At 41.7% G+C, this 17,750-nt stretch carries 18 protein-coding genes and 1 pseudogene; all 19 read left to right on the forward strand.

Features of this window, described 5'->3' with window-relative positions; translation table 11 throughout:
- Nucleotides 1-201 (forward strand): annotated as a pseudogene (locus E7303_RS16685) (hypothetical protein); the annotation flags it as partial.
- A gap of 179 nt (nucleotides 202-380) precedes the next feature.
- Nucleotides 381-755, forward strand: a complete 375-nt coding sequence (locus E7303_RS16690) for a LytR/AlgR family response regulator transcription factor (RefSeq protein ID WP_292146556.1) — start codon at nucleotides 381-383, stop codon at nucleotides 753-755.
- Nucleotides 752-2,557, forward strand: coding sequence for a hypothetical protein (locus E7303_RS16695; protein WP_292146557.1), 1,806 nt, complete (start codon nucleotides 752-754; stop codon nucleotides 2,555-2,557). The genes E7303_RS16690 and E7303_RS16695 overlap by 4 nt, the downstream gene beginning before the upstream one ends.
- Before the next feature lie 160 nt (nucleotides 2,558-2,717).
- On the forward strand, nucleotides 2,718-3,482 hold the full coding sequence (locus E7303_RS16700; protein WP_292146559.1) for a LytR/AlgR family response regulator transcription factor: 765 nt from the start codon (nucleotides 2,718-2,720) through the stop codon (nucleotides 3,480-3,482).
- Between the two features lie 22 nt (nucleotides 3,483-3,504).
- A complete protein-coding gene (locus E7303_RS16705) occupies nucleotides 3,505-4,917 on the forward strand; it encodes a sensor histidine kinase (protein WP_292140890.1) in 1,413 nt (470 codons plus the stop codon).
- Between the two features lie 112 nt (nucleotides 4,918-5,029).
- Nucleotides 5,030-5,791, forward strand: a complete 762-nt coding sequence (locus tag E7303_RS16710; protein ID WP_292140888.1) for a hypothetical protein — start codon at nucleotides 5,030-5,032, stop codon at nucleotides 5,789-5,791.
- A 37-nt stretch (nucleotides 5,792-5,828) separates the two neighbouring features.
- Nucleotides 5,829-6,809, forward strand: a complete 981-nt coding sequence (locus E7303_RS16715) for a hypothetical protein (protein WP_292146560.1) — start codon at nucleotides 5,829-5,831, stop codon at nucleotides 6,807-6,809.
- 150 nt (nucleotides 6,810-6,959) lie between these two features.
- On the forward strand, nucleotides 6,960-7,334 hold the full coding sequence (locus tag E7303_RS16720; RefSeq protein WP_292140884.1) for a BlaI/MecI/CopY family transcriptional regulator: 375 nt from the start codon (nucleotides 6,960-6,962) through the stop codon (nucleotides 7,332-7,334).
- Entirely contained in the window at nucleotides 7,331-9,856 is a 2,526-nt protein-coding gene (locus tag E7303_RS16725; RefSeq protein ID WP_292146562.1) for a M56 family metallopeptidase, read from the forward strand. Before E7303_RS16720 ends, E7303_RS16725 begins: the two co-directional genes overlap by 4 nt.
- Nucleotides 9,857-9,976: 120 nt before the next feature.
- Nucleotides 9,977-10,735, forward strand: a complete 759-nt coding sequence (locus tag E7303_RS16730; protein WP_292140882.1) for a helix-turn-helix domain-containing protein — start codon at nucleotides 9,977-9,979, stop codon at nucleotides 10,733-10,735.
- A 38-nt stretch (nucleotides 10,736-10,773) separates the two neighbouring features.
- Complete coding sequence (locus tag E7303_RS16735) at nucleotides 10,774-10,986, forward strand: hypothetical protein (RefSeq protein ID WP_292146563.1); 213 nt, start codon at nucleotides 10,774-10,776, stop codon at nucleotides 10,984-10,986.
- Between the two features lie 210 nt (nucleotides 10,987-11,196).
- Nucleotides 11,197-11,526, forward strand: a complete 330-nt coding sequence (locus E7303_RS16740) for a PadR family transcriptional regulator (protein WP_292140880.1) — start codon at nucleotides 11,197-11,199, stop codon at nucleotides 11,524-11,526.
- Nucleotides 11,527-11,528: 2 nt separating this feature from the next.
- The gene (locus tag E7303_RS16745; protein WP_292140879.1) at nucleotides 11,529-12,872 is read left to right on the forward strand and encodes a permease prefix domain 1-containing protein; all 1,344 of its coding nucleotides are present in this window, start codon (nucleotides 11,529-11,531) and stop codon (nucleotides 12,870-12,872) included.
- A gap of 326 nt (nucleotides 12,873-13,198) precedes the next feature.
- Entirely contained in the window at nucleotides 13,199-14,374 is a 1,176-nt protein-coding gene (locus tag E7303_RS16750) for a DUF5688 family protein (protein WP_292146564.1), read from the forward strand.
- Between the two features lie 98 nt (nucleotides 14,375-14,472).
- Complete coding sequence (locus E7303_RS16755) at nucleotides 14,473-14,700, forward strand: hypothetical protein (RefSeq protein WP_292146565.1); 228 nt, start codon at nucleotides 14,473-14,475, stop codon at nucleotides 14,698-14,700.
- Between the two features lies 1 nt (nucleotide 14,701).
- Nucleotides 14,702-15,145: a hypothetical protein gene (locus tag E7303_RS16760; protein WP_292146567.1), complete on the forward strand. Its 444-nt coding sequence runs from the start codon at nucleotides 14,702-14,704 to the stop codon at nucleotides 15,143-15,145.
- Between the two features lie 11 nt (nucleotides 15,146-15,156).
- Nucleotides 15,157-15,630 (forward strand): PcfB family protein, encoded by a 474-nt coding sequence (locus tag E7303_RS16765; RefSeq protein ID WP_292140868.1) that lies wholly within the window; start codon nucleotides 15,157-15,159, stop codon nucleotides 15,628-15,630.
- On the forward strand, nucleotides 15,627-17,390 hold the full coding sequence (locus E7303_RS16770; protein WP_292146568.1) for a VirD4-like conjugal transfer protein, CD1115 family: 1,764 nt from the start codon (nucleotides 15,627-15,629) through the stop codon (nucleotides 17,388-17,390). Before E7303_RS16765 ends, E7303_RS16770 begins: the two co-directional genes overlap by 4 nt.
- A 217-nt stretch (nucleotides 17,391-17,607) precedes the next feature.
- Nucleotides 17,608-17,750: Maff2 family mobile element protein (locus tag E7303_RS16775; protein WP_292146569.1), on the forward strand; the 143-nt coding region annotated here is incomplete at its 3' end.

Raw genomic sequence — 17,750 nt, forward strand, 5'->3', positions numbered from 1 at the left:
GGCTTTTCTTCTCTACCTATGGGGACAGAAAATGTAGGATTGAATCAAAGACAGGATTTTATTGGAGCATTTAAGAAAAATGTTGCAGACATGAATACTCTTGGAAAGTACGATATAGCGCAGGAATATAACAAGCTGATGATGTTCTACATGAACGTCTTCAAGGAGAATGAGAGATCCATGGCTTTTCATGCATTATAACCGTCTATTCATGACATTCTTATAAACTCGCATAATGCATATTCCGATAATAATATCAGCAAAGGATTTGCCGGATATCAATGGATTGAAAGATTCATAGATATTCGGCATTTGTTATTGTCGGGGATTTTGGGGCTTGTGTTCATCATGAAAATAAACTTGAAGGAAGGTGATAATTCTTGATTACATTCCCATTTGTTGGCGGTGAGCGTGGGATTGAACCAGAAAACATTATCTATGTCCAAACAGATCGAAGACTTAATGTATTTCATGTCAGTGAGGGCGAAAAGGAAGTGCAATACAGGCTTTATAAGAAACTTGATGAGATTGAAGATACTCTTTTATCGTATGCATTTGTTAGATGTCACAGGAGTTATCTGATTAATCTGAGATATGTGGCTAAGGTATCGAATTATCTGTTGACGCTAAAGACAGGGGAAGCGTTTACTATACCGCGTGCCAGATATAAATGGGTAAAAGAGCAATATGTTTCATGGAAAAATGTTGATGACACCCACTCGGTCCTTTCAGGAGAGTGGAGCGGCTTTGAATGACAGATGAGCCGCAGAAAGGAACACTTATGTCAAATACCATTACAAACGGAAATTATTATTACACCCAGAGTGCGTATGTACAGAGTGCCCATTATTATTCAAACCAGACTATTGGTAGCGGAGATTTTCAGAGTGTGGTTCTTGATAAGGATGAGGAAACGCCGGAGATTTCTGACACAGTAGCTAAGGAAGATACACCTGCGAAGAAGGGCTATACCCGCGTTATCACTGCAAATATCTGGAACTCCGGATTTGGTGCGACGCAGCTTGCAGATGGAAAAACGGCTTATTCCTATCAGGGAGTAATGCAGCAGTTCCAGATCAGAATAGATGTAGATGGGGACACCAGAAAGTATACCGCCACAGGTACCGATGAAAACGGAAATGAGTTTTCAAAGGAGATAGACCCTTATAACGTAGATCCAACTGACTCTGATTTTACAGAGTTTGCAGCGCTTTGCTCATACATCAGGGATACAGAAGGGCTGGCAGATGAGGCTATGGGAGCTGTGGATAGTGTTGCGCCTGATGATATTTTTGAGAAAAAGAACTATATGTCTGAGCTTGATGGTTCAATCAAAAACTATCAGCTTATGGGTGTAAGTACACTTGGAGCAGAGCAGCTTCTGTCGCATATAAACAGGCTTATGGAAGTTATGATGACCTCGGGTATCGGAACCGGCATCTCACCGGACCCTGCTGCTACAGCAACAAGCTTTAATGGTGCAAAAGTCTGGGGAGATACAGGAGGTTTTGGTACATTTGGGAGCACCAGCTTTAGGTTCCAGTCAATAACCTTTGAAGGAACAAGAGAAATTGGTGGTGCTGAAAAAACAGAAAATAAACCAGAAGAGAGCGAAGAGTATCTGGGAGAACTGGAAGTAAGACCACTTCATGGAATGGGAACAATTCCGGTAGGAAATAACAACAGTTATGTCATGACTGCTTCTGAGGTCATCAAGCCTGGTTCTGATGAAAAAATAGTCAGGGTTCATGTACACGATCATGATATCGACGTGAACGTTGATGAGGTTGATCCCAAGAATGCTACGGTAATAGAGATGTTTGCATACTGTCAGTATGCTGATGCACATGGGACAGGCACATCTGATTCTTTTGGCAGCTTCCATTCCATGAAAAGCGTTATAGACCCTCTTTCAGAAAACAGGTATTCAAATTTCGAAGAGGCCATGACAAAGAAGCAGAACTGGAATAGTGCCTTGTCAGGTTCTAAGGTTTCTTTCACAAAGGAAAAGACAGGCGAGACAATTGATGCATCAGTTGTTCTAAAGATGCTTGAAGAGACCCGTAATCTCTTTTTATCACAGGGCGGTGACAAGGATCTGGGCGACCTGACTGATGAAGAATGGGAGAAGCTTCTTGGAGATACAGATAAAAACGTAGAGGAGTCAAAAGAGGCTGCTAGCAAAGCGCAGGAAAGCAGAGAGAAAGAGGCAGAAAGAGTAAAGAACATCATCGAAGAAAACTGGAAGAATGGCAAGATCCAGAAGGCTATGGATGGATACGAGTTCATAAGAATGATGGGCGAAAAGGTTGCCAGTAACCAGCAGGAGCTTAACAAAAACTGGAAGTCCACCAGAGAAAGACTGCTTGAGCAAGATCCCAATGCAGCGAGCAGATGGTACATGTACGACAATGGCAGCAAACGTTATTCTTTCGATGAGTTCTGTAATTTCATGGATAATATGTGGGCTGAGCAGCGTGCTAATGCGAGAACACCCAGAAATGATTTCCTTGACCTGGCTAACTGGGCGGCCTGGCAAAAGGCTGAAGAAGTATAATCATATCCATTCATTACAAAAAATTGTCCACTCATGACATGAATGGTTACAGGGTTTTATAATGACAATATAATTATTATAGAAGCGCATTGTTTCAGTGGAGCGAAGCCATTGGGGCAGTGCGCTTTGAAATGACAGGTTATTCCAGAGGTGGATAGTTATGAAAAAATACTGTTTTGCCATATGTGACGATGAATATGAAGTAAGACACCTGCTACAGTCATGGCTGGCTGACAGCTCGTATAATGCAGATGTAAAAGAGTATTCATCGGGAGAAGAGCTCTTAAGAGACATGGATCAGGGGACACAGATAGATGTGCTTTTCCTGGATATTGCCATGGGGAATGCTGATGGAATAGAGACGGCAAAAGAGCTGGCACACAGAATAGAGCAGTCAGGTAAAAGTATGCGTGCTTCAAGACCGCTCATCATATTTGTCACCGGAATTCCTGACAGGATGGGAGATGCCTTTGGTGTCAGTGCCTATGGATATCTTCTCAAGCCAGTATCAAAAGAAATGCTGGAAAGCGAGCTCCACAGGGCAGTGGCAGAGCTGGACCGACTGGATGCCCAGATGGTATGCGAGACTGTCTATGAAGAAAAAGGGGCTGAGTGCATTACGATACAGACAGGGAGAATAACTGCGAACACTGAAATCAGAGATATCCTTTACATAGAAAGCAACGGACGTAAGACTGTGGTACATCTTAAGGATAACTCATATGAAGTATATAAAAAGATGGAAGAGTTCGAAAAAGAGCTTGGAAAGACTTTTTTCCGGATTCACAGAGGATTTCTTGTAAATATGCTCCATGTAAAAAGCTATTCAAGAACTGAAGTCCATATGGACAATGGGGATTCACTTTTTATTTCCAAGTATAAATATCCTGATTTTACCAGGGCATACATGGATTTCATATCATAAATTTGCTGGGAGTATATAAATAATGTCAGAAGAAATATTTTTGCTTTTTCAGGATGGCTATGGTTATGCAATGATCGTAGTCAGAGGTATTTTCCTTGGACTGATGATACAGACTTTTTTCAGTAGGGCAGTATTGGATAAAAAGAAAACTATAATTCTTTCCGCAGTAGTGACTGTGGAAGGCCTGATTCTTTTTGCCCTTCCTATATCAACAAGAGGTATATGGACGTACATAAGTCTTATAACAGTTCTTGCTGTTTTCTTTTTCTATAACAGACAATACATGCCCCACATTGCATTCGTGCTGCTGCTCTGGACAAATGTGTTTTACGTTTGGTACCTGATGAATACAGTGACCAATGATATCTTTGGGGATCTGATCATAGAGACGCTGGATTATTCATCGGAAAATGCCATGGAGCAGATGTATGGCAGGATGGCGTGGCTGTTTGTTATATCTATCCTATTTCTAGTTGTTTTTTCCATTGCTGCGCACTTTATTATAAAAGCCATATGCAAAAAGAAATATGACATGTCAATTACGGAAGCGCTGTACCTGTCGGTATATTCAGTGATTTCGTATTTTATTGTATACATGATAGCTGAGGTCATGATCGTTCCTCTGGAAAAAGAGGTTTTCATGCTGTTCGAAGAAAAAAAGGATATCAAATGGATGCTTCCGGTCCTTGCAATCCTCATCTTTATTGGAGAGATGTCAGCTATTGCAACGTGGCAAAGATATAGGAGATTAAAGGAAGAAGATCTTTTATTACAGGAACAGCTTCAGGAGCAGGAGTTTATAAGAAAGAAGATAGAATACACCGAAAAATACCATGATCAGATCAGGACTCTTCGTCATGATATGGCAGGCAAGCTGATGATCCTAAAGAGTTTTCTTGAGTCAGAAAGATACAAGGATGCCACACAGTTTCTGGGAGAAATGGATATTGAACTGAGTAGTGGCGGAGCAAGATTCTCTACCGGTAATCCGGTTACTGATGCTGTCATAAACGAGGCTGCAGCTATATGCGAAAAACAGAAATGCAGATTTGATTGTGATTTTTCTTTTGCTGAAAATAAGGGGATTGCGGCTATTGATATGGCTATTGTTCTTAATAATCTTTTGGATAATGCTATAGAAGCAGTTGCAGCCATTTCACCGGATGAGCGATATATCAAGCTGAGTGGGACGTCAAAAGATAACTTTTACCTGGTCAAAGTCGAAAATGCATATGACGGGAATGTTATTCGTGGCGCTGACAATAACATTATTAGCAGAAAGAAGGCTGACTCTGATTTGGAATCACATGGAATTGGCCTTAAGAGTGTTATGAACATAGCTGAAAAGTATCTTGGAGCAGTAGATATAAGGACGGAAAATCTGGTGTTTGAAGTGAAAGTAATGCTTCAAGACATAACTGTTGATAACAAATAAGACCATTCATTACATTAGAATGTCCGTTCATTCCAAAGCTATTTAAACACCTTCTCGTATAGACGATACTTGAGATAGAACAAAGTGTTAGTCCAAAAGAGGAGGTGTTTTTATGAACTTTGGGCAGAATTATTTCGATGTCCTGACAAGCAGGTTTGGCGGAGCCTCCAGTATCTGGAACAGACAGGGAACGTCTAATGTGGGTAACAGAAACAGGACCACAGGAACTCGTGGAACATCACGAACAACGGGGCTTGGAAATAATAACAGTTATTTTGGCCTCAGTGCTAATACCATCAAGGCAATGAATAATGCCTACAATTCCACCTACAACAAAGGTTATATGTCAGATCAGTCAGTTGCTGATGGAGCTGTTAAGGTGGAGAACGCCGGACGTAAGCTCTCATATGGTGAACTGTATGAAGAAAAGAACACTGACCAGCTTCTGAAGACGGTAAAGAATTTTGTGGAAGGCTATAACGAGGTAAACAATAATGCCAGAAATACCACGAGTACAACAGTAAGAAACCGAGCAGGATGGATGAGAGAGGATGCACTGAATAATGTATCTGATCTAAGAAAAATCGGCATCGGTTTTAACAGCAAGACCGGAGAACTGTCTGTTGATGAGGATGTTCTTAAGGGAGCAGACAAAGAGACTGTTAAAAAGACTCTTGGAAATGCCGGCTCTTTTGGCCAAAAGATGCGAAACAATGCCTCTCTGACATCACAGGCAGCTGTTACGGCCACAAGATACAATGTGGCTACGAGCGGGATATATGGCTCGAATGGCAGATATGGAACAAATAGTCTGCTTGGTGGATATGGAGGTTATTCTTCACTTCTGTCATCCATGTTTTCAAGCTGGTTCTGATCATAATAGCAGGCATGCGCAAACGAGGTAATTTCATATGAAGATAGCAAATAGTGACGTGTATTCAAGTGCAAACTACAGCTATCAAAAGGATTTGGCAGCAACCGGCGCAGGGACTAGCGGATTTTTTGCAGGCATTGTAGAAAAACATATAGAAAAAGAAAAGTCGGATTACGCGGCATCCGGCAAAGTACAGACGGAGGATGGCAGGGAGATAAAGGTCGATGTCGATGTGAGCATGGCGAGGAAAAAAGAACGTGATACATTTATAGCCATGTCTTCGCCGCTGGATAACCTTTTTGATCCCCTTATCATCAATACAAATGCTCAGACTTCCGGACTCAGTGATAAGAAATTCAAGTTTGACCTGGATGCAGATGGCAAACAGGATGAGATCTCCATGACTAAGGCGGGAAGCGGGTTCCTTGCCCTGGATAAAAATGGAGATGGCAAAATAAATGACGGCAATGAGCTGTTTGGCGTAAAGAGTGGGGATGGCTTTGCTGATCTTGCAGAATATGACAGTGATGGCAATGGTTGGATCGATGAAAATGATGAGGTTTTTGACAATCTTAAGGTCTGGACCAAAACAGAAGATGGAAAAGACGAGCTAAAGAGCCTTAATGATTCCGGAGTAGGTGCAATATTCCTTGGAGCGGAAGATACAGAGTTTACTCTTGAAGGTGAGGACGGCGTTCTGGATGGAAAGGTACGAAAGACAGGTATTTTCCTGAACGAAGATGGCACGGCTGGTACTATCCAGCATGTTGACCTTGCCATTAAGGGGCGAGAATCTGAACTCATGAGCGCAGCAGAAAAGCGGGATGAAGTCTTAGAAAAGATGCGAAGCGAAAACTCCCAAAGGAGACGCAGCAATAATAATGACAATGCTGCAAGACGCAGGGCCAGAGCCGCAAGACAGAAGAAGCAGCTCGAAGATTACCAGAAAAGGCAGGATCTGAACAAAGAACTGACGGAAAAGGCTATAGAGCACCGGAAAGAATTATATGGAACATGATGGATATATGCTATTCATTGAAAAAGCGGTACACTCATTGAGCAGAATGTGTGTACTGCTTTTTTATATGGGTGTAAACCTCTTGACATCTTTTGGTTTATTGCTATAAACTAATGATGGTTTATAGATATAAACCAAGGAGGCGCTTTTATGAAGAGCATTGAATTAGCGGCAGTACAAGAACGTTTCGCTGATATTGTGTGGGAAAATGAGCCGATTGCTTCAGGTGATCTGGTAAAAGTATGTGAAAAAGAATTGAGTTGGAAGAAACCTACTACATATACGGTTCTGAGGAAACTTTGTGAGAAAGGGCTGCTACAGAACGTGGATGGAGTTGTGACTTCTCTTATCAGCAGGGAGGAGTTTTATTCAGCAAAAAGCGAGCAGATTGTGGAAGATTCCTATGAAGGATCGCTTCCTGCCTTTATTGCGGCATTTACTTCAAGAAAGAAACTGTCAAAGAAAGATGTTGATGAGATTCAAAAGATGATAGATGCATTTAAAAAGGAGGGAGAGAAAAGATGAGTTCTTTGTTTTTAAGTGTTCTTAATCTTGCAATCAGCGCATCCTGGCTTATTCTTGCAGTGATTCTTGTAAGATTTCTTCTGAAGAAGACTCCCAAATGGATAATATGCCTTCTTTGGGGAATTGTAGCGGTAAGACTTGTTTTTCCGTTTTCGTTTGAGAGCGCGTTTAGTCTTTTGCCAAGTTCAAGGACTATCCCTGAGAATATAGAAATAGTCCAGGATCCCCACATAGAATCCGGAATAGGATTTATTGATAACGCTGTGAATCCGGTTATGGAAAACTCTTTTTCGCCGGATGTGACAGCAAGTGTGAATCCTATGCAGGTTGTGACTTTTGCCTCCAGTGTGATATGGGTTATTGGAATGGTTGCAATGATTCTTTATGCCATTATTAGCTTTGTGATGCTAAAACGAAAGGTAAGGGCTTCTATTACTGTTGCTGACAATGTGATGGCCTGTGATGAGGTAAAGTCTCCATTTATACTTGGAGTATTGCGTCCTGTAATCTATGTCCCTTCCGGAATGGATGGTGAAACCTTTGATCTCGTAATGGCGCATGAGAAGGCTCACCTTAAAAGGCATGACCATTGGTGGAAACCGCTTGGTTTTGTGCTTCTTTCTGTTTACTGGTTTAATCCTCTTAGCTGGATAGCTTATGTCCTGCTTTGCCGGGATATTGAGTCTGCCTGCGATGAAAAAGTCATAGCTGACAGAGATAGAGAGTACGTAGCCGCTTATTCTCAGGCGCTTCTTAACTGCAGTATTCAGAGAAAAGCTATTGCAGTATGTCCTCTGGCATTTGGAGAAAATGGAGTAAAGGACCGAGTTAGGGGAATTCTTAATTACAAGAAACCAGCCTTTTGGTTAATTCTTGTTTCCGTTGTGGCTTGTCTGATCCTTGCGGTATGTTTTCTTACGAATCCGCCACACAAGCTGACTATTCCGGATGATCCGGCAATTTTTACTGCATATGATAATCAGGATGGTTATATTGGACTTCAGTGGGAAGAAAAGGGGCTTATCTATGTGCCATACATGCCGCTGGATCCAAAGCTCGCAGGCGACTGCATCGGATATTTTGAATATGAAAGTGGAGCCTCGGCCTACGTTTGCGCTGTTAAAGATCTTTCTGAAACAGAATGGATATGTGATTCCCTTACTTCAACAGTAAATGGGCATTCAGAGGGGATGATCTATAGAGAGATAAATGTAAAAAAAGTTCCAACTGGATGGAGCTCGGACTATGACTGGAATCTTCCCTATACCGATTATGTTGGAGATGCATCTACAGTTTCCGCGATTGCTATGAGGTTGCCATATCCTGAAGGATATAAGTATGATCATATAGAAATTCAATCAAGCGAAGAACCATATGGGCTTACGGTATATTTGCAAGGCGATGCTTCTGTAGATATGAATGCGTTTTTAGAAGCTTCTGACAAGGCTTTTGAATCTATTGGAAATCTAGGGAGCATAACCTTTACTTCTTTAGATTCAGGTGAGATAGCTACTATTTTTGCACATGAAGAACTAATTACTGAAAATGTCGCCACTGGTAAATCTTCAAACGAGAGTGAGAATGCAACATCTCATAATTATTTTCCAGATACAGATAATCAGATAGGCGTGTCAATGACTGCAACTGATATTACACCGACTGGGTGTACGCTCATGTTTCTACAGAAGGATGGAATTGTTACAGGAGAACTTGAGACGGGGCAGTGGTATGAACTACAGGTGAAAAACGGTAACGGAGAGTGGATTGATAATTCCGCCAGAGATATTGAGATAGCTTGGGAAGATATTGCCTATACGATAGACAAAGACGGTACCACAAGTATGTATGTCAATTGGGAGCATTATTATGGCCTTTTGCTAGACGGACATTATCGCATTGTTAAGAAGGTAATGGACTATCGGGCACCCGGTGATTATGACGAGTATGAAATCTATGCCGAATTTGACATCGGAGATGAGACATCTAAGGAAAAGGTCACAGACTGGATGGATATCACACTTCCGCACGGATATAGTATCAGTGCTTTCGATGATACCATTGGCCTGATGGGCGGATCACTAATTCTACCAATGTCATATGAAGTATATGATACAGATGACTCAGGTTTTTCTCCGATAGAGTGGAGATATTCGGGATTAATAAGCAGAGTTCCAGCATCAAGCACCGAAATTGAGTTTTCAAATGGCATTCCCAAAGAATCGGGAGTTCCAATGGAGAATCATTCAGAGGCAAGTTATTCTGGGGTTATTGGATTAGAAAGATCGTCAAATCAATGGCCGGCAATTATGCTAAAGGTAAATCATGATCTGTATACCCCAGCGCAGCTTGATGATCTTGAAAAGAGTGGAATACATATAGAGGAATCCGAAACTACAAGTGATTACTGGGAGTTTTGGTTTGTTAAAGAGGGTGAGGATACCTATTACGTCCTGACTCTCTCAGCAAAAGAGTTTTCTGAGAAAGAAGCAACAGACATTGCGCTTGGTGTCATTATAAAATAGTGCATCTACGAATCGTAGAGTATAAAATATACTTCTATCTATGCTCTATAGGTTACAATATACTTAGAAATATCCTACGCTTAAGTTGTAACCATCGAACGCGCTGATAGGAGAAATAGAATGATCGATCAAAAGAAAACAGGACTGTTCATTTCAGATATCAGAAAAGAAAAGGGCCTTACTCAGAAACAGCTGGCTGACGAGATTGGAGTTAGCGATAAAGCTATATCCCGATGGGAGACAGGTCGTGGTATGCCTGATACTTCAATTATGGCAGATCTTTGTAAAGTACTTGATATCAGTATTAATGAACTGTTATCCGGACAGCGCCTATCCAGCGTGGATTACAACGGAAAGGCGGAAGAAAACATGGTAGAACTTATAAAAACAAATGAAAATGTCAAAAGACAAGGCAGAAACGCTGTTGTCGGAACTGTTGTCGGGATTATTTTGTTGTGCCTCTTTATTTATCTGATTACAATTATATCTGGTGGAGTTGGGATGATAATCTATTTCATCGATCCTCCATCCTTAATATCACTGCTTGGAATTCAGCTTATTATCCTTGGCGCTTCCGGACACTTTGCAGAGTTTTTCAGAAGCTTCAAGCTGCTTTTTTCCTCTAAAAGCTATTCTGATGAAGAGCTTATGCAGTTATCGGAAAAATCAGAATATGCCTTAACCTTTGGTATAAAAGCCACGCTTCTTGCCGGTATATGTGTTGTACTGATCGGTTTCGTTGCGTTCATGCATAATCTGTCTGATCCGGCAACAATCGGCCCGAGTCTTGCTGTGATGGTGATTACTTCACTTTATGCTTGCATAATCTCTCTAATTCTTTTGATGATTAAAGGAAGGCTTCATCGTTTTCATGCATAAGAGATATTTACAAATAAGCAACATAAGGAGGTACTCTGATGGCTTATGAAGATCCTCAAATAGTCCAGGAATGGCTCGATTCACTTGGTGAACTGGATGTAAAAGTTAAAAAAATGTTCGGTTGCTATTGCTTGTATTGTGATAACCAGGCTGTTGGCTGGATTTATGACAGCGTCATGAGTCTGAGGGAAGTTGGTCTGGATTACTTGCCGGATGATATAAAGAGACCGGGTAAAGATGATAAGATCTAAGAACTTGTAATTCCTCTTGATTATGTCAGAGAGGATTGGCTACCAAGGGCTGTTCAGGATACCGCAGACATAAGAAAAGCGCAGCAATGAATAAAGAAACTATGGGAGCACTGCATAGAAGTGGTGCTCCATTTTTTTATTGACATATATAGGATGCCGATATACTATATAGATGTACAATATATAGACAATCTATACAAGGAGGACATGATGGCTGTTGATAAATCTCTTTTAACAGGAAGTATGACAATGCTGATACTTAAGCTTTTATCAGAGAAAGATATGTATGGATATGAAATGATCGATACCCTCAGAAAGAAGTCCCAGAACGTTTTTGAACTTAAGGCAGGGACTCTTTATCCACTTCTTCATGGATTGGAAGAGAAGGGGATGCTTAAAGTATATGAGCAGGAGTTTTTGGGGAAGACCAGAAAGTACTACAGCATTACCAAAGAGGGAAAAAAACTTCTCAAAAGCAAGACTGAAGAATGGAATGAGTATTCAGGTGCTATAGCAAATGTATTGGCGATGGGGGTGTGACAATGGAGGAGTACATCAGGAAGTTGCTTGAACAGGTGCGTTTTAAGAAAGCTCACAAGGGGATTGAAGATGAGCTTAGAGCACATATTGAAGATCAGATTGAAGACAATATGGCATCTGGTATGGATAGAGAAGCTGCTGAAAAGGCTGCTGTTTCTGACATGGGAGATCCGGTTGAAGTTGGCATCTCAATGGATAGGGTTCATAAACCGCAGTTGGCATGGAGTATGGTTGTAGCAGCCATTATCGTTGGAATACTCGGATCCATAATACATATTCTTATAACAAAAGAGGCTGTATCAATTGGAAAGGAAATCTATGTTAGTGGAAGCGACAAGTATATTCTGTATACGATATTTGGCATTATAGCAATGGTGCTTTTTTACTTGATTGACTATACAAATATCGCCAAATATTCAAAACTGATAGTAGTGGTGCTATTAGTGTTGTTTATGTTAGCAATAAATGATACATTGGTTGTCATCGGATATGAAGAAATATTAGCATCATCACTTATGCTGTTAATGGTTCCGGCATATGCAGGGATCATCTATAAATATAAGGGCGAAGGATTTGGAGCGTTGATAAAATCCATTTTGTGGATCATAATTCCTTGTGGAATTGTATTTATGAAGTTCCAGAAAATGCCTGCTGTAGTGATGGTGATCAGTATGCTGGCACAGCTTACAATAGCTATTATTAAAGGGTGGATAAAAGTGCCTAAGATTCCTGCCATTGCTTCAATGTGGGCTTTCTTTACAGTAATTCCGGTAGCTACCTTTGTGTTTATGTATAAGCTTGGATTGATGGCTGAATATCAGATGGATAGAATCCGAGCTATGCTGAATACTGACTCCGAGGCGTATTATACAATCAGAATGGTTCGTGATATTACTAAATCAGTGAGCCAGCCAGGAAAAGCATCATCTGAAATAATTGGCGTGTTGCCCAATCCTGATAGCTATTACATTTTGACTTATATATTGGCAACCTGGGGAGAGGTTATGTTAATATCTGTAATTACGGTAGTTGCCGCAGTTATAGTAGCAGGGTTTGTCATTTCATCGAAAGCCAGGAACCAATTGGGAGTTGTTATGGGAAGCGGCTGCATGATGGCATTGACGATAAATGCTATTGCAAATATGTGTGCCGGATTTGGTATAACTCCGTATTTTTCATCGTTCTTTCCATTTATTTCTTCTGGTGGCAGCAATCTCCTGATTTCATATGCTTTTCTGGGGATTATTATGAGCATATATAAATATAAAGATGCTTATTCGCAGCATGTGGACATAGGCATCCGCGGAAAGATAAAGCTTGGAAATATTGAGATTATGAAGAATTAAGTGATTACCATGGGTGATTAGAGCTATATAAATAAACTGTCACACTTTGCATCGTTCGCGTCACTTTTTGTCACAAAATATCACAAAGTACATCAGAATCGTCACAGGTTGAATATTTTCACCCGATTTTAGGCATGATATTATTATAATGCGCCAAGAGATGTGAGATGCGAAAAGCACCAAACATTTCGAGGCGTATTTCTTTTGCAAAAGATTGTAGATCACCTCAAAAAAATATTTGTTAACGCAGGGAACAGAGCACCACATACGGCAGACGTGCCGGGGTTGGTGCTCATTTTAATTAATAAGAAAAATCGGAGGAAATTATGGATAACTTTACTACTACAGATATGGAAAACTACGCAAAGAAGATGGATGAGAAGTTTGCAGACAAAGCTGCAGATAAGGCTGACTACCAAGAGTTCAAGGACAACTTCAAGGATCTGGTTGAGAAGACCTTTGAGGACAAGGGCATTCATGATGTTGAAGTTGAGAACCGCCTCGTTGATAAGGTCAATGAGACATACGATGCTTTCACGATCAAGCATACCGGATCGGATGTTGGTGTGAACATCAGCGTCACTGAGGCTTATAGAGCCTATGCAACCGATGAGGCAGATATCAATACTATCGCAAATGCCATGGTGAACAGGACTGTTGAGGCACTTCTGAACGCACCTGTCATCAGCGAGGGTATCAATGATATCCAGAACTACGATGTCATGAAGAACAAGCTGGTCATGGAGGTTGTATCTGCTGAGACAAACGCAGAGCTTCTTGCTACTGTTCCCCATAAGGACATCGAGGATATGGCGGTTGTTTACCGCTTTGATGTGAAGGACATTGTTGGTGAAGGTGCAACGGTCATCGTGACAAACAAGATGCTTGATAACTACGGCATCACTCCCGAGCAGCTCCACGCAGATGCGGTAAAAAATGCACCTGAGATCAGACCTATTGTCATCCAGGGCATGGCTGAAGTCCTTGCAAAGCAGATGGGCGTTGAAGACATGGAGATGCTTGGTCTTAATATCCCACCGGAGCAGGAACAGATCTTTGTTGCATCGGTTCCTGACAACGTTCATGGTGCCGGAATCCTTGCTTATGAGGATTTCATGGATAAGGCATCTGAGCGTGTCGGTAATCAGTCATTTTTCATTTTACCCAGCAGCATCCATGAACTTTTGATCGTTCCTGACAATGGAATGATGGATCTTCATTCTCTTGAGCAGATGGTAAGAGAGGTCAACGCTACTACAGTTGATCCTTCTGAGAAACTTACCGACAACGTTTACCACTACGATGCCAAGGACAAGATCTTTGAGCTTGGTGGTAAGTTCGTTGAACGCCAGGAGGCTAAGGAGAAGGCTTCTGTAAAAGAAACTGGTGAAAAGAAATCTCTTCTTGGAGAACTTAAAGCAGCAAAGGAAGAGGCTTCAAAGCATTCTGAGAAGGATGTGATCGATAAGGGCGTAAAGTCCAAAGGTGACGTGGCAATCTGACGTTAATTCGTTCCTCTCTATAAGCTGGCGCTGGTCGGAGGTATACCCCGGACTGGCGCCAATATAGTAAAAAGTCTTTTAAAGGATGGGAGATAAGCATGAGTAAAGATAGGAAAAAGCAAAGAGCTAACAGAAAAAAATATGGAGAAAGACGAGCCTTGAACTGTGCAAGGTTTACTGACAGGGACTTAAATCCCATTCCTATGGGGGACATTAAGCCACAGAACTGTAAGACTCCGTGTCCATACGGAGTTGGGAAAACATTCTGCTTTCCCTGCATGGGAAAGATTATGGACGAACATAAAAACTTAAGAAAGGCGGCATGAAATGAAGGATTTAGATATCAGGATTAACCTTGATCCTGTAAATGACAAAATACTGAACTTTCCGGTCAGAAATAACCCTGGTGATGGGAAGAACATTAAGAATCAGAAGGCAGTTGTGATAGGCACAAACGGAACCTACAGAACAGTCGATGTAGATGAGATGGACAGGATCATGACAGCACTCGGAGATAATGGCATTGCTAAGAGCCTATCTGAGAATTATGTAATGCTGTTTTCTGCAGAAAGCATCATCAATGCAGAGTTTACAAGATATCTTGTGGGGAGCGTACTTGTCATGAAAATCGGTGATGATTCCAGAATAAAGAATCTCACAGATTTTGACATCGACATGATGCGCACGTTCTTTGAGACAGATCTTGTTACGCTGACATATGGAAAAGAAAAATTCGATGCATATCCTCTTGAATATGAGGATGTTGCATGAGGTAAGTGCCTATGAATGAAGAAATATCTAAGGAAACTGTCCATTTTGCAGCAAATACTGGAAAAGTCACTGGGCGTGTCCTTTGGAAATGTTTAAGGGCATATTTACGACACCGTCAAAATAAGAAACTGACAGCCGGCAAGGGCAAGCAAACTGTAAAGCAGCTTATTAAGCAGGGACAGGGTGCTTCCAGCATGGAAGTAAGCGGAGAGAGCATCCGGACTTTTAAGAGAATAGCTAATAAGTATGGAGTGGATTTTGCCATTGTAAAAGACAAAACGGCAGATCCGCCACGCTTTACATGCTTTTTTAAGGCGAAGGACATGGATGCAATTACCGCAGTGGTAAAGGAATACTCTGCTAAAGTAGTGAAACTTCAGGGAAAGCCAAAGCCCAGTCTTCTTAAGGAACTTAAGAAACTGAAGGATGAGATTGCGAAGGCTCCTCGCAAGGTGAAAGAGAAGTTTAAGGAGAACGTCAGATGAACAAAAAGACAAAGAAACTGATTATCCTAAACATCCCCTATGTACTTGTGGGGCTTTTTTGTACCAATCTTGGAGAAGCATGGCGAATAGCCTGGGGCAGCAACATGTCAGAAAAGGTCCAGGGGCTTGTGTTGTATGGGGGATTTTCAAAAGCATTTGCGAATATTCTTCCAAGCCTTCATCCCTTTGACTTGATGGTGGGTATAGCCTGCGGACTTGCCCTTAGACTTGCAGTTTATATCAAAGGTAAAAACGCCAAATCCTTTCGTTACAACAGAGAATACGGTTCGGCGAGATGGGGGAAACATGAGGACATAGAGCCTTATGAGGATCCTGTTTTCAAGAATAATGTTATCCTGTCGCAGACGGAGAAGCTTACAATGAACTCAAGACCGAAGGTTCCCAAGTACGCAAGGAACAAAAACGTGCTGATTGTCGGTGGCTCCGGTTCCGGTAAAACAAGATTCTGGATCAAGCCAAATCTTTTGCAGCTACACAGTAGTTATGTTTTAACCGATCCAAAGGGAACCCTCATTGGAGAAGTTGGTAACGTGTTTGTGCAGGCAGGCTACAAGATCAAGGTATTCAACACCATTAATTTTGCAAAGAGCATGCATTTTAATCCGTTCAACTACATCCACTCGGAAAAGGACATCCTAAAGCTTGTGACTACGCTCATGGCTAATACCAAGGGCGAAGGCACTCCCGGAGATCCTTTCTGGGAGAAAGCTGAAAAGCTGCTTTATACAGCGCTGATCGGTCTGATCTATTATGAGGCTCCTGAGGAAGAAAAGAACTTCAACACATTGGTTGAGTTTATTAATTCCATGGAGATCAGGGAAGATGATGAGTCATTTAAGAACGCAGTGGATATCCTGTTTGAGAGGCTTGAAAAGAAGAATCCGAATCACTTTGCGGTAAGGCAGTATGCAAAATATCGCCTTGCTGCCGGCAAGACAGCCAAAAGTATTCTGGTCAGCTGCGGTGCGAGACTTGCACCTTTTGACATTGAGCAGCTTCGTGAGATTATGAGCTATGATGAGCTGGAGCTTGATAAGATAGGAGACAGGAAGACAATTCTTTTCCTTATCATGTCTGATACGGACAGTACTTTTAACTTCCTTATCAGTATCATCTATACGCAGCTTTTCAATCTGCTCTGTGAAAAGGCAGATGATGTATACAACGGACGGCTGCCTGTGCATGTGAGGTGCCTTATCGACGAGGCAGCCAATATCGGACAGATCCCGAACCTGGAAAAGCTCATGGCAACAATCCGAAGTCGAGAGATCTCAGCAGCGCTGGTTCTTCAGGCAAAGTCACAGCTCAAGGCAATTTACAAGGATAATGCTGAGACCATCATAGGTAACTGTGATTCCCAGATCTTCCTTGGCGGCTCAGAGCAGACAACACTTAAAGACCTCAATACCATGCTTGGCAAAGAGACCATCGACATGTATAACACCGGTGAGTCCAGGGGAACATCCCAGAGCTACAACATGAACTATCAGAAGCTCGGTCATGATCTTATGAGTATTGACGAGCTGCAGGTAATGGATGGCGGCAAATGCATCGTGCAGGTGCGTGGCGTAAGACCATTTCTGTCGGATAAATATGATCTGACACAGCATCCCAATTATAAGTACACTGCGGATGCAGACAAAAAGAACTGGTTCGATGTGGGTAAATACTTAAACCACAAGCTGGACCTCAAGCCCGATGATGAGTACGAAGTCATCGAGGAAACAGTAGAAGATTAAGGCTCTTTCCTGTGTCGATAAAGGGCATGGGAACAAGAGTCTTTTTCTTATATATACGGCCGTATTCCTGAAGGCTAGTCGACGAGCCTTTGGGGCAAGCAACTATCAACCGGCATCACAAAAAGGAGTGGTGTCGCTAACCAACAAAAATTATTGGAAGGAGGATGCCAAAAGCGCGGAGAAATAAAGAAACTCTGCGTTTTTGGTTTTCAAAGTTATGGCATTTTTTCAGAGCGCAGTAGGTTCACTGCAGACAATCGTTATCGCACTCGGAGCTGGTCTTGGCATCTGGGGAGCAATCAACCTTCTTGAAGGTTATGGAAATGACAACCCCGGGGCTAAGTCCCAGGGAATGAAGCA

The sequence above is a fragment of the Butyrivibrio sp. genome, from assembly GCF_015056685.1.
Lineage (GTDB): Bacteria > Bacillota > Clostridia > Lachnospirales > Lachnospiraceae > Butyrivibrio.